Genomic DNA, 14,155 nt, shown 5'->3' on the forward strand with positions numbered 1-14,155 from the left:
GTTGACCTCCCGGTTCCGGGTCCACCGGGTTTGACTGGCTGGCGAAGCCGCCCGACGAGGGACCAGGAGTCGCCATGCCCGTGCCGGGGGAACGCGCGCTGCTGCGGGCCGTCCACCGCGAGATCCGCGCGGTGCTGGGCGCGGACGTGCGCGCCCACGACCGTTCGACGTGGCGGGACCTGGGCACGCGCACCGCCGACGCGAACCGGCTGCGGGACCGGCTCACCGCGGCGCTGGGCGTGGACCTGCCGTCCACGTTCGTGTTCGACCACCCCACGCCGCAGGACCTGGTCCGCGCGGTCCTCGGCCGGGCCGGGCCCGCCGCGCGCCCCCCGGCGGGCGAGCCGATCGCGGTGATCGGCATGGCGTGCCGCTTCCCGCTCGGCATCACCACACCCGAAGGGCTGTGGGAGATGGTGGACGGCGGTGTGGACGCCATCGGCGACGTGCCCACCGACCGCGGCTGGGACCTGGACCAGCTGCTGGACCCGACACCGGGCCTCGCGGGTCGCAGCGCCACCGGCAAGGGCGCGTTCCTCACCGGCGCGGCGGACTTCGACGCCGAGTTCTTCGGCATCTCGCCGCGCGAGGCCCGCGCGATGCACCCGCAGCAGCGGTTGCTGCTGGAGACCTCCTGGGAGGCAGTGGAGGACGCCGGGATCGACCCGGCGTCGTTGCGCGGCGAGCAGGTGGGGGTGTTCGTGGGCGCGATGAACGTGGACTACGGGCCCCGGATGCACCAGGCGCCCGCCGACGTGCAGGGCGCGGTCCTCACCGGCACGACGTTGAGCGTGGCGTCCGGTCGCATCTCCTACGTGTTCGGCTTCGAGGGGCCGGCGCTGACCATCGACACGGGCTGCTCGGCGTCCTCGGTGTCGATCCACCAGGCGTGCCGGTCGCTGCGCTCCGGCGAGAGCACCCTCGCGCTCGCGGGCGGCGTCAGCGTGCTGACCACGCCGGGCCTCTACACCGAGTTCACCAAGCAGGGCGGCCTCGCGCCGGACGGCCGCGCCAAGTCCTTCTCCGCCGACGCCGACGGCACGAGCTGGGGCGAAGCGGTCGGTGTGCTGGCGCTGGCCCGCCTGGACGACGCGCTGCGCCTGGGTTACCCGGTGCACGCCGTCATCCGCGGCTCGGCGGTCAACCACGACGGCTCCAGCAACGGGCTCACCGCACCCAACGGCACGGCGCAGCAACGCGTGATCCGCCAGGCCCTCGCCGACGCCGGGCTGGCGCCCGCCGACGTGGACGCGGTCGAGGCGCACGGCACCGGCACGCGGCTCGGCGACCCGATCGAGGCCAACGCGGTGATCGCGGTCTACGGCCGGGACCGCGACACGCCGCTGTGGCTGGGGTCGTTGAAGTCCAACATCGGGCACACGCAGATCTCCTCGGGTGTCGGGGGCGTGCTGAAGGTCGTGATGGCGATGCGGCACGGCGTGCTGCCGCGCACCCTGCACGCGGAGCGGCCGACGACCCGGGTGGACTGGTCGGCGGGCGACGTGCGGCTGCTGCGCGAGCCGGTGCCGTGGCCGCGTGGCCGGCGACCGAGGCGGGCGGGGGTGTCGTCGTTCGGGATCAGCGGCACGAACACGCACATCGTGCTGGAGGAACCGCCGCTGCCCGCGCCCGTCGCCCGGACGGCGGTGGGCGTGGCGCCGTGCGTGCTGAGCGCGAAGACCGCGCAGGCGTTGCGGGCACAGGCCGAGCGGCTGCACGCGCACGTGACCGCGCACCCCGCGCTCGCCGTCGAGGAGATCGGCGCGGCGATGGCGGCGAAGGCGCGGTTCGAGCACCGGGCGGTCGTGCTCGCCGGGGACCGGGACGAGCTGCTCGCCGGGTTGGACGCGGTCGCGCGGGACGTCACCGCGCCGAACGTCGTGCGGGCCGCGGCACGTCCGGTGGACGGCGTCGTCGTCGTGCGGCGCGGGGGAGGGGGCGTCACCGGGTTCGCCGACGACCTGCCGGTGCTGGTGCTGGACCCGGCGGAGGCCGCCGCGCGGGCGGACGCGCTCGTCGCGGACGGCTACGAGCTGTTCGTGGGCGATGTCGCGGGCCTGCGCGTCGAGGGCGCGGTGGTCGTGGAGAGCGGGCCGCGGGAGTTGCTGGCGCGCGCGGAGGCGCACGGCGCGGTGGTGGACTGGTCGGGCGCGTTCGGCGGCGCCCGCCCGGCGCCGGTGCCGACGTACCCCTTCCAGCGCAAGCGGTTCTGGCTCGACGCGCCCGCCGACGAGGGCTTCGCGCCCAACCGCCCGGCGGAGCTGCTGGAGGTCGCCTGGACACCGGTCGCGGACCCGGGCGGCCAGGGCGCGTTCACCGCGCTGACCGCCCCGGACGGCGACCCGCGCACGGCCGTGGCGGCGGTGCTGGCGCGGCTCCGGGACACCGCCGGGCCGCTGGTCGTGCACCTCCCCGGCGACGGTGTCGCCCATGCCGCCGTGGCGGGCCTGGTGCGGTCCGCGCAGGCCGAGCAGCCGGGCCGGATCGTGCTCCTGCACGGCGACGCGGACTTCGCGGCGGCGGCGCGCTCCGGTGAGCCGGAGGTGCGCGTGGTGGGCGGACGCGTGTCCGCCGCCCGGCTGGCACCGGCCGCGCCGACCACCCGCCCACCTCTCAGCCTGGGCGAGGCGGTGCTGGTCACGGGTGCGACGGGCGCGTTGGGCGCACAGGTCGCCCGGCACCTGGTGCGCCGCCACGGTGTCCGCGACCTGGTGCTCACCAGCAGGCGCGGTCCGGCCGCGGCCGGCGCGGCCGAGCTGGTGGCGGACCTGCGCGCGGCGGGCGCGGCGGTGCGGCTCGTGGCGTGCGACCTGGCGGACCGGGCGGCCGTCGCGGACCTGCTGCGCCACCCGGTGGACGCCGTCGTGCACGCCGCCGGGGTGTTCGCCGACGCGCCACTGACCGAGTGGGACGACGCGCGGCTGGCGGCGGTGTTCGAGCCGAAGGTGACGGCCGCGCTGCACCTGCACGACCTGGCCCGCGACGCGGTGTTCGTCGCGTTCTCCTCGATCAGCGCCGTGACCGGCGGGGTCGGCCTGGGCGCGTACTCGGCGGCGAACGCGGCGCTGGACGGCCTGGTGCGCGACCGCCTCGCGGCGGGGCTGCCCGCGGTGTCGCTGGGCTGGGGGCCGTGGGCGGAGGCGCGGGGCATGCTGCGGCACTTCGACGACGCCGACCACCGGCGGCTCGCCCGCATCGGCCTGGTGCCCCTGACGACGCGGCAGGCGCTGGCGCTGCTGGACGAGGCGCTGGAGCGCGGCGGGGGAGTGGTCGTGCCCGCCGTGTTCGACCGGGCGTCACTGCGCGCGGAGATCCCGCCGCCGCTGTTGCGCGGCCTGGTGCCGGGAGAAGGCGCCCCGGTGCGCGAGTCCGCTGTGGACATGCTCGACGCGGTGGCCCGGCGGGCGTGGGTCGACGGGCTCGTGCGCGGTGAGGCGGCAGCGATCCTCGGCCACGGCGACCCGGCGGCGGTGGACGGCGCCCGGCCGTTCCTCACCCTGGGCTTCGACTCGGTGACCACGGTCGAGCTGGTGACCCGGCTGTCCCGGGCCACGGGCGTCACGCTGCCCGTCACGGCCCTGTTCAGCCACCCCACCGCGCGCGAGCTGGCCGACCACCTCGCCGACGCCCTCGCGCCACCGGCGCCGCCACCCGGGCCCGCCGCGCCCGACGAGCCGTCGATCGACGACCTGGACGTGGACGAGCTGATCGCCCTGGCCATGAGCGGGGGCGCGCGGTGACCGCACGGGACCCCGCGCTCGTCGAGGCGCTGCGCAAGTCGTTGAAGGACAACCAGGCGCTCCGCCGGGAGAACGAGGCCTTGCGCGACCGGCGCCACGAGCCGATCGCGATCGTCGGCCTGGCCTGCAGGTTCCCCGGCGGCGTGCGGACGCCCGAGGACCTGTGGCGGCTCGCGGTCGACGGCGTGGACGCGGTCGGTGCTCTCCCGACCGACCGCGGCTGGCCCGACCCGCACGGGGCGACGCCGGGCACGCTGTCCGCGCGGGAGGGCGGGTTCCTCGCCGACGCGGCCGACTTCGACGCCGCGTTCTTCGGCATCTCGCCGCGCGAGGCCACCGCGATGGACCCCCAGCAGCGGTTGCTGCTGGAGACCGCGTGGGAAGCCCTCGAACGCGCCGGGATCAGCCTCGACGCGGCCCGCACGGCGCGCACGGGTGTGTTCGTCGGCGTCCTGGACCCCGACTACGGACCGCCGCTGGACGCCATCCCCGACGAGCTGTCCGGCTACGCGCTGACCGGCGGGTTCACCGGCCTCACCTCCGGTCGGATCTCCTACCACCTCGGCCTCACCGGCCCCGCCGTCACCGTCGGCACGGCCTGCTCCACCGCCCTGGTGGGGATGCACCTCGCGGCGGCGTCGCTGCGAGCCGGCGAGTGCGACGTGGCGTTGGCGGGCGCCGCGACCGTGATGGCCACGCCCGGCCTCATGGCGGAGTTCGACCGACAGGGCGGACTGGCCCCGGACGGCCGGTGCAAGGCGTTCGCCGAGGACGCGGACGGCACTTCGCTGGGCGAGGGCGTGGGCGTCGTGGCCTTGGCGCGGCTCTCGGTGGCGCGTGAGCGCGGCTACCCGGTGCTGGCCGTCCTGCGCGGCTCCGCGGTCAACCAGGACGGCCCCAGCAACGGCCTCACCGCGCCCAGCGGACGCGCGCAGGAACAGGTGCTGCGCGCCGCGCTGGCCTCGGCCGGCCTGGCCCCCGACGACGTCGACGCCGTCGAGGCGCACGGCACCGGGACGCGGCTCGGCGACCCCGTCGAGGCGCAGGCGATCGCGGCGGTGTTCGGCGGGCGGCGCGAACCGCTGTGGCTCGGGTCGGTCAAGTCCAACATCGGCCACGCCCAGGCGGCGGCCGGTGTCGCCGGTGTGATCAAGGCGGTGCACGCGCTGCGCGCCGGGGTGCTGCCCGCGACCCTGCACGTGGGAGAGCCCTCGACGCACGTGGACTGGCGGGGCGTGCGGTTGCCGCGCGAACTGACGCCGTGGCCCGCGGTGGACCGGCCGCGGCGGATGGGCGTGTCGGCGTTCGGGATCAGCGGCACCAACGCCCACGTGGTCCTGGAGCAGCCGCCCGCGGCGGCAGCCTCGTCACCGGCCGCCGGGGCGCTGCCGTTCGTGCTGTCCGCGCGGGACGCCGAAGGGCTCGCCGACCGGGCGCGGGAGCTGCGGGCGCACCTGGTGGCGCACCCCGAGGCGGCGCCGGGCGACGTGGCGTTCACGCTCGCGGTGGGTCGGTCGGCGTTGGAGCGGCGGGCGGTGGTCGTCGCCGGGGACCGGGAAGCTCTGCTGGCCGGCCTGGCGCGGTGCGCGGCGGGCGAGGTCCGGGTCGGCGGCCCCGACGCGGCGGCCGAGGCGTTCCTGCGGGGCGAGGACGTGGACTGGACCGGCGTGTTCGGCGGCGCGCGACGGGTGGACCTGCCGACGTACCCGTTCCGGCGGGCGCGGTACTGGTGGCGGACAGCCGCCGCGGCGGTTCCCGTGATCGAGGTCGAGGCGCCCGCCGCGCCCGCCGCCGAGACGGTCGACGCGCTCGTGCGGGGAGTCCTCGCCGACATCCTCGGCCACGCCCCGGCCGCGCTGGACGAGGACGCGTCGTTCGACCACCTCGGGCTCACCTCGGTCGGCGCGCTCGACCTGCGCGCCCGGCTCACCGCCGCCACCGGCCTCGCCCTGCCCGCCACCCTCGCGTTCGACCACCCCACGCCCCGCGCGCTCGCGGACCACCTCCGCGGCTCGGCGGTGGCGCCGGTCGACGCCCCGGACGCGGCGAAGGAGCACGAGGACGACCCCGTGGTGATCGTGGGCATGGGGTGCCGCTTCCCCGGCGACGTGGTGACGCCCGACGACCTGTGGGACCTGCTGCGGTCCCGGCGGGACGCCGTCGGCGACCTGCCCGACGACCGGGGCTGGGACGTGGCGGCGCTCTACCACCCCGAACCCGGCAACCCCGGCACCACCTACGCCCGGCACGGCGGGTTCCTGCGCGACGCGGCCGGTTTCGACCCGACCTTCTTCGGGATCTCCCCGCACGAGGCGCTGGCCATGGACCCGCAGCAGCGGTTGCTGCTGGAGACGTCGTGGGAAGCGCTGGAACACGCGGGCGTGGACCCGACGTCGTTGCGCGGCAGCGACACGGGCGTGTTCGTCGGCATCGCCGTGCAGGACTACGGGACGGCGCTGAGCGCGGTCCCGGCGGACCTGCACGGACACCTGATGACCGGCATGGCGGCGAGCGTCGCGTCCGGGCGCGTCTCCTACGCGCTCGGGTTGCGCGGCCCCGCGCTGACCGTGGACACGGCGTGCTCCTCGTCGTTGGTCTCCCTGCACCTGGCGGCGCAGTCCCTGCGGGCGGGCGAGTGCTCCCTGGCGCTGGCGGGCGGGGCGACGGTGCTCGGCACCGCCGGTCCGCTGATCGAGTTCAGCGCGGTGCGCGGGCTGTCGCCGGACGGTCGGTCCAAGGCGTACTCGGACAGCGCCGACGGCGTCGGGTGGGGCGAGGGCGCGGGTGTCGTCGTGCTCGAACGCCTCTCCGCCGCGCGTCGCCGCGGTCACCCGGTGCTCGCGGTGCTGCGCTCCAGCGCCGTCAACCAGGACGGCGCCAGCAACGGGCTCACCGCGCCCAGCTCCGAGGCGCAGCGCCGCCTCCTCCTCGACGCCCTGTACCGGGCCGGGCTCACCCCCGACGACGTGGACGCCGTCGAGGGCCACGGCACCGGCACCACCCTCGGCGACCCGATCGAGGCACGCGCGCTCGTCTCCGTCTACGGGGCTCGGCGCGCACCGCTGTGGCTGGGTTCGCTCAAGTCCAACATCGGGCACACCCAGGCCGCCGCCGGCGTCGGCGGCGTGATCAAGGCGGTGCTGGCGCTGCGGGCCGGGGTGCTGCCCGCGACCCTGCACGTGGACGCGCCCTCCTCGCACGTCGAGTGGGGCGGCGTCCGGGTGCTCGACGCCGAGCGGCCGTGGCCCGAGGTGGACCGGCCGCGGCGGATGGGCGTGTCGGCGTTCGGGATGAGCGGGACGAACGCCCACGTGATCCTGGAACAGGCGCCCGGCACGACGGAGCCGCCGGCCGCCGGCGGACCCGCGCTGTGCGTGCTGTCCGGGCGGACCGAGCAGGCGTTGCGGGACCAGGCGGTGCGGTTGGCCGACCACCTGGGCCGGCATCCCGACCTGGCGCTCGCCGACGTGGCCGCGACCCTGGCGCACGGGCGCGCGTCGTTCGCGCACCGGGCGGCCGTCGTCGCGGAGGACCTGCGGGAGCTGGTCGACGGGCTGCGCGCGGTGGCGAAGGGCGAGCCGCCCCGGCCGGGGCGTGACGCCCGGCTGGAGGCGGAGGCGCGCCGGTACGTGCGCGGCGAGGCCGTCGACCGGTCGGCGTCGCCGCCGGCGACCGGTCGGGCGCGGGTCGCGCTGCCCACGTACCCGTTCCAGCGCAAGCGGTTCTGGGCCGGTGACCAGGCCACGCGCCCCGTCCCGGCACCCGCCGTCCCGGCACCCGCCGTCGCGCCGCCGGTCGTGGTCGAGCCGGTCCCGGAACCGGTCACCGGGGACGCCGTGCCGGTCCGCCCGGCACCGTCCTACCCGGAACCGGACGACGCGGAGCTGGCCGAGCGCGTGCGGGACGAGGTCGCGGCGGTGCTCGGGTTCGACGCCGACGACGTGGACCCCGACGTCGGCTTCTTCGAGCTGGGCCTGGACTCCGTCATGGCGCTCAAGCTCCGCACCCGCCTCGAAGTCGTCACCGGGCGGACCCTGTCCACCACCACCCTCTTCACCTACCCGACCGTGACCGGGCTCGCCGCGAAGCTCGCCGCCGACGCGCCGGCCGCGCCGGCCGCACCCACCACCACTCAGGACGACCTGGTCGCCCAGCTCGCGCGGGAGATCGAGCTGGCCGGACGGGTCCGCAGGGACAGGGGAGCGCGATGACCGCGCAGATCGACGACCAGCAGTCCGTGCTGCGCCAGGCGCTGACCGAGATCCGCGAGCTGCGCACGGCCCTGGCCGACCAGCGCGCCGCCGAGCCGATCGCCGTGGTCGGCATGGCGTGCCGGTTCCCCGGTGGCAACGACCTGGACCAGTTCTGGGGTCTGCTGCGCGAGGGCGGCGACGCGGTGACGCGGATCCCGGAGGGCCGCTGGAACGTCGCCGACTACCACAGCCCCGGCGTGGAGAGCCCCGGCAAGTCCGACACGGACCAGGGCGCGTTCCTCGACGACGTCGAGCACTTCGACGCGGGCTTCTTCGGCGTCTCACCGCGCGAGGCCGCCGAGATGGACCCGCAGCAGCGACTGCTGCTGGAGGTCGGCTGGGAGGCGCTGGAACACGCGGGCCAGGCACCCGACCGGCTGGTCGGCTCCCGCACGGGCGTCTTCGTCGGCGTGTCGGCGTTCGACTACGTGATGGCGATGATGCAGCGCCTGCCGCCGGCGGAGATGGACACCTACTGGCTGACGAGCAACGCCTCCACGTTCGCCGCCGGTCGCCTCGCCTACCTGCTCGGCCTGGAAGGGCCGGCCATGTCGGTGGACACCGCGTGCTCGTCGTCGCTGGTCGCGGTGCACCTCGCGGTGCAGAGCCTCAACACGGGCGACTGCGACATGGCGTTGGCGGGCGGCGTCAACGTGATGCTGTCACCGGAGTGGTTCGTGGTGCTGTCGAAGGCGAAGATGCTCTCGCCGGACGGTCGCTGCAAGACCTTCGACAAGTCCGCCAACGGGTACGTGCGCGGCGAGGGCGCGGGCGTGGTGGTGCTCAAGCGCCTGTCCGACGCCATCGCCGCCCGTGACCGCGTGCTGGGCGTGATCAAGGGCACCGCCGTCAACCAGGACGGTCGCAGCAGCGGCCTCACCGTGCCCAACGGCCGCGCGCAGCAGGACCTGATCCGGCACGCCCTCGACGTGGCCGGCCTCGACCCCGCGCGGATCGGCTACGTCGAGGCGCACGGCACCGGCACGTCCCTGGGCGACCCGATCGAGATCGCCGCGCTCGGCGAGGTCCTGGGGCGTGACCGCGCCGAGCCGTTCGCGGTGGGCTCGGTGAAGACCAACATCGGGCACCTCGAACCGGCCGCCGGCATCGCCGGGCTGATCAAGACGCTGCTGGTGCTGCGGCACGGCGAGATCCCGCCGCTGGTGCACCTGACCGAGCTGAACCCCGAGATCCCGGCGACGGGCGCGCTGACGTTCCCCACCTCGCCCCTGCCGTGGCCGCGCGGCGAGCTGCCCCGGGTGGCCGCGATCAACTCGTTCGGCGCGTCCGGCACCAACGCCCACCTCGTGCTGGAGGAGGCGCCGGACACGCCCGCCGAGGACGTGGCGGACCGGCCCCAGCACGTCGTGACGCTGTCGGCCAAGAGCGAGGAGGCGTTGACCGCGCTCGTGACCGACTACCTGGGCGTGACCGGCTCGCTGCCCGACATCGCGTTCACCGCCAACGTCGGCCGCGCCCGCTTCCCGCACCGGCTCGCGGTGCGCGCCGACTCGCTGGGCTCGTTGCGCGCCAAGCTCTCCGCGCACCTCGCCGGCACCCGTGACGACGACGTGGCGACGGGCGTGGCGCGCAAGGGCAAGGCGCCGAAGGTGGCGTTCCTGTTCACCGGCCAGGGCGCGCAGTACGCGGGCATGGGCCGGGAGCTGCACCGGTCGCAGCCGACGTTCCGGGCCGCCTTCGCCGAGGTCGCCGAGGTCGCGGACCGCCACTTGGACCGGCCGCTGCGGTCGGTGCTGTTCCCCGACGACGGCGTGGACCGGTTGTCCGACACCGCCTACGCGCAGCCCGCCCTGTTCGCGTTGGAGTACGCGCTGGCCCGGCTGTGGCTGTCGTGGGGCGTGCGGCCGGCGGCGATGCTCGGGCACAGCCTCGGCGAGTACGTCGCGCTGACCGTGGCGGGCGTGCTGACCCCGACCGACGCGATGGGCCTGGTCGTGCGGCGGGCGGCGTTGATGGCGACGCTGCCGACCGGTGGCGCGATGGCGAGCGTCCTCGCGTCACGCGACCGCGTGCTCGCCGCGATCGGCGCGGACCCGGTGGCCGTGGCCGCGGTCAACGGCCCGGAGAGCGCCGTCGTGTCCGGACCGGCCGACGCGGTGGCGGCCGTGCTGGCCAGGCTGGCCGCCGACGCCGTCCCCGCGACCCCGCTGGCCGTGTCGCACGCGTTCCACTCCGCCCTGATGGACCCGGTCCTCGACGAGTTCGAGGCCACCGCCGCGACCGTCCGCTTCGGCCGCCCGCGGGTGCCGGTCATCTCCAACCTGACCGGCGAGCCGGTGCGCGAGGTCGACGCCCGCTACCTGCGCGACCACCTCCGGTCGACGGTGCTGTTCGGCGACGGCGTCCGCGCGCTCGCCGACGCCGGTTGCGGGGTGCTGCTGGAGATCGGTCCGTCGGCGACGTTGCTCAACATGGCGAAGCCGGTCGTGCCGGACTCGGTGCGCCTGCCCACGCTGCGCAAGGGGCACGACGAGTGGACCACGCTGCTGCGCGGTGTCGCCGCGCTGCACGTGCGGGGCGTGGACGTGGACTGGTCGGCGTTCGACGCCGACTACCCGCGACGCAAGACCGACCTGCCGACCTACCCGTTCCAGCGCGTCCGCCACTGGTTCAAGGCCGAGGCCCGACCGGTCGCGGCGGTCGGGGAACCACCCGCCACGCCCGCCGCCGCCGCGCCCGCCGCTGCCGCGCCCGCCGCTGCCGCGCCCGCCGCCGCCGCGCCCGCGGTGAAGCCCGGCGGCTCGGACACCGTGCTGGGGCAGCGCATCCCGTCACCGCTGTCGGCCGCGCAGTACCGGGCCGAGCTGACCGTGGACGCCCACCCGTGCCTCGCCGAGTGCGTGATGGACGGCCTCCTGGTCGTCAACGCCGGCTTCTACCTCGACGCCGCGCTGCGCGCGGCCCGCGAGCTTTCCGGCGCGGACGCCGTGCGCGTCACCGACCTGGCGATCGTCCGCGCCCTGCTGGTGCCCGAGGACCGCGTCACGACCCAGCTCGTCGCCGAACCGCTCGACGACGACACCCACTCGTTCACCGTCTACAGCCAGGCCGAAGAGGGCTGGCCCCTGCACGCCACCGGCGCCTTCACCCCGCACGACGCCCCACCCGCCACGCTCGGCGAACGCGAGCTCGCCGCCATCCGCGCCCGCTGCGGCACGGACGTCAGCGGCACCGCCTTCTACCGGTCCCTCTGGGTGCGCAAGCACTACTTCGGCCCGTCCGCCCGGTGGATCGAGCGCATCGCCCGCCGCGACGGCGAGGCGCTGGCCTGGCTGCGCGCCCCCGACGGCGACGAGGCCCGCCCCTACCTGCTGCACCCCGGCCTCGTCGACTCGTGCCTGCAGGCCGTGATGCCCGCGGCGCCCGGCGACGTGTCGGTGATCCTCGTCGGCGTCGACGAGTTCACCTTCCACGGCTACACCGGCGGCCCGCTCCTGGCGCACGTCGTGCTGCACGACGGCAGGTCCGACACCCTGCGCGCCGACGTGGCGGTGCACGACGAGGCCGGTCGGCGCGTGGTGGCGTTCACCGGGGTGCGGCTGCGCAAGGTCGCCCGGGAGGACCTGGTGCGGATCGCCGCCGCCCCCGCGCGGCGGGAGGTCCGCCGCCCGGCCGCCCCGGTGCGGACCACCGCGTCCCGAGACCCGGAGTCGGTGCGCGCGCTCGTCCTGGACCGGCTGGCCGACGTCATCGGCGGCCGCGCGGGCGCGATCGACCCGCACGAGCCGTTGCAGGACCTGGGCGTGGACTCGCTGATGGCGGTGGAGCTCCAGGCCGCGCTGTCCCGGTCACTGGGCGCGGCGCTGCCCGCGGCGGCGTTCCTGGACAGCCCCACCGCCGACGAGCTCCAGACCCGCGTCCTCGCCGCGCTCGCGGGCGGCACGCGGCGCGTCGGCCCGGTCGTCGCCCGCACCCGCCACGAGCCGGAGGACCGCGTCGGACCCGGCGGCATGCACGTCGTGGAGCTGGGCGAAGGACCGCGCGTGGTGTTCGTGCACGGCGGCGCCTACGGCGGCGTGGAGGCGTGGCAGACGCAGCTGGAGCTGGCCGACCGGTGGCGGCTCGTCGTGCCGTCCCGGCTCAACTACGGGCTCAGCCCCACCACCGACCGCGAGGACTTCGCCGTGGACGGCGAGCTGATCGCCGAACTCCTGGGCGACGGCGCGCACGTCGTCGCCCAGTCCTACGGCACGCTCGGGGCGCTCGTCGCCGCCGCCCGCCGCCCGGGTGCGGTGCGGTCCCTGACCCTCGTGGAGAGCGCCGCCTCGGGCATCGCGACCGGCTCGCCCGAGGTGGACGAGTACCACCAGCGGCTCGCGAAGCTGGTGGACGTCGGCGCCGGTGACGCCGAGAGCGACTTCCGGGAGCTGTTCGCCCTCGTCGAGCCCACCGCGAGCCACCCAGACCCGCTGCCCGACCACCTGCTGGCGTTCGCCCGGCGCATCCGGACCGGTGTCCGCTGGCCGTGGGACGACACCGACCTGCCCTTGGACGCCGTGCGGGCCGCCGGTGTGCCGACCCTGGTCGTGACCGGTGGTCGCCGACCGGTGTTCGAGCGCATCGGCGACGTGCTCGCCGACCGGCTCGCCGCGCGCCGCCTCGTCGTCGACGGCGGGCACAACACCCAGAACACCGGAACGCCTTTCAACGAGGCCCTGGTCGCGTTCCTCACGACCCGGAGCTGACGGTCCCTCGGCCACGACATTCGGAGGAGCCATGCGCGAAACGACCCAGGTGCTCGTGATCGGGGGTGGGCCCGCCGGATCCACCGCCGCCGCGCTGCTCGCCCGCGAGGGGTTCACCGTGACCCTGCTGGAGCGGGACACGTTCCCCCGCTACCACATCGGCGAGTCGATCCTGCCGTCCATCCTGCCGGTCCTCGACCTCCTCGGGGTGCGGGACGAGGTCGAGGCGCACGGCTTCCGCCGCAAGGGCGGCGCGTGGCTGGAGTGGGGGGAGGAGAAGTGGGAGCTGGCGTTCGACCAGCTCCCACACACCCCCTACAGCTGGCAGGTGGTGCGCTCGGAGTTCGACGACATCCTGCTGCGCAACGCGCGGGAGCACGGCGTCGAGGTGCACGAGAACACCACCGTGCGCGAGGTCGTGTTCGACGGCGACCGGGCCGTGGCGGCCGTGTGGTCCAAGGCGGGCGAGACCGGTCGCATCGCCTTCGACCACGTCGTCGACGCCTCCGGGCGCGCGGGCGTCCTCGCCCGCCGGCTCGGCACCCGCCAGTACCACGACGTGTTCCGCAACATCGCCACCTGGGGCTACTGGCGCGGGGCCAAGGACATCCCGCACGGCCCGGACGGCGCCATCGCGGTCTGCTCGGTGCGCGACGGCTGGCTGTGGGGCATCCCGCTGCACGACGGGACGATCAGCATCGGCCTGGTGACGTCCAAGGAGCGCTTCGCCGAGGACCGCGAGCGCCTCGGCGGCATCGAGAAGGTCTACCGGGAAGGGCTCGGCGGGTCGGCGATGCTCAGCGACGTGGTCGCGGACGCGGAGCTCGTCTCGGAGCCGAAGGTCGAGACCGACTACTCCTACGTGGCGGAGTCGTTCCAGGGCCCGGGGTACCTGCTGGCCGGCGACGCGGCCTGCTTCCTCGACCCGCTGCTGTCCACGGGCGTGCACCTGGCGACGTTCAGCGGGCTGCTGAGCGCGGCCACCATCGCGTCGGTCCTGCGCGGCGAAGCGGACGAGGAGCGTGCGCGCAACTTCTACCAGACGGCCTACCGCGGGGCCTACGAACGGCTCCTGGTCCTGGTGTCGGTGTTCTACGACGCGTACAAGGGCAAGGACGAGCACTTCTTCAAGGCGCAGAAGCTGACGCTGCGCGAGCGCGAAGGGCTGAACCTCAACGAGTCGTTCCTCCACATCGTCGCCGGCATCGAGGACCTGGAGGACGCGACCGACGGCGAGGAGGACGCCTTCGACAAGGTGACGCGGCTGATGCGCGGCGGCGAGTCCGGCCCGATGATCCGCCAGCAGCGGGCGTTCGAGATCGCCAACGACACCCCGGACACCGCCGTGGACGGCCTGTACCTGGTGACGAGCCCCCGGCTCGGCCTGCACGACCTGCGAGCCTGACCCCGCGACCGCGACCGGCCCACCCGACCGGGGCCGGTCGCGACGTGGTCG

3 protein-coding genes and 1 pseudogene are annotated in these 14,155 nt (G+C 75.7%); all 4 read left to right on the forward strand.

Annotated features, from left to right (window positions below):
* Positions 1-80: 80 nt before the first annotated feature.
* The 4 genes and pseudogenes from EDD40_RS00165 (at position 81) to EDD40_RS00180 (ending at position 14,104) form a co-directional block, all read left to right on the forward strand.
* Entirely contained in the window at positions 81-3,740 is a 3,660-nt protein-coding gene (locus EDD40_RS00165; RefSeq protein ID WP_425471327.1) for a type I polyketide synthase, read from the forward strand.
* 98 nt (positions 3,741-3,838) lie between these two features.
* Positions 3,839-7,813 (forward strand): annotated as a pseudogene (locus EDD40_RS00170) (beta-ketoacyl synthase N-terminal-like domain-containing protein); the annotation flags it as partial.
* A 134-nt stretch (positions 7,814-7,947) separates the two neighbouring features.
* On the forward strand, positions 7,948-12,699 hold the full coding sequence (locus tag EDD40_RS00175) for a type I polyketide synthase (RefSeq protein WP_123741084.1): 4,752 nt from the start codon (positions 7,948-7,950) through the stop codon (positions 12,697-12,699).
* A 31-nt stretch (positions 12,700-12,730) separates the two neighbouring features.
* Positions 12,731-14,104: an NAD(P)/FAD-dependent oxidoreductase gene (locus EDD40_RS00180; RefSeq protein ID WP_123741085.1), complete on the forward strand. Its 1,374-nt coding sequence runs from the start codon at positions 12,731-12,733 to the stop codon at positions 14,102-14,104.
* Positions 14,105-14,155 lie beyond the last annotated feature (51 nt).

It is taken from the genome of Saccharothrix texasensis (genome assembly GCF_003752005.1).
GTDB lineage: Bacteria > Actinomycetota > Actinomycetes > Mycobacteriales > Pseudonocardiaceae > Actinosynnema > Actinosynnema texasense.

Excerpts from the sequence above, each read along its gene's own strand:
- EDD40_RS00175 (WP_123741084.1), top strand. The coding sequence starts at position 7,948 with ATGACCGCGCAGATCGACGACCAGCAGTCCGTGCTGCGCCAGGCGCTG.
- EDD40_RS00180 (WP_123741085.1), top strand. The coding sequence starts at position 12,731 with ATGCGCGAAACGACCCAGGTGCTCGTGATCGGGGGTGGGCCCGCCGGA.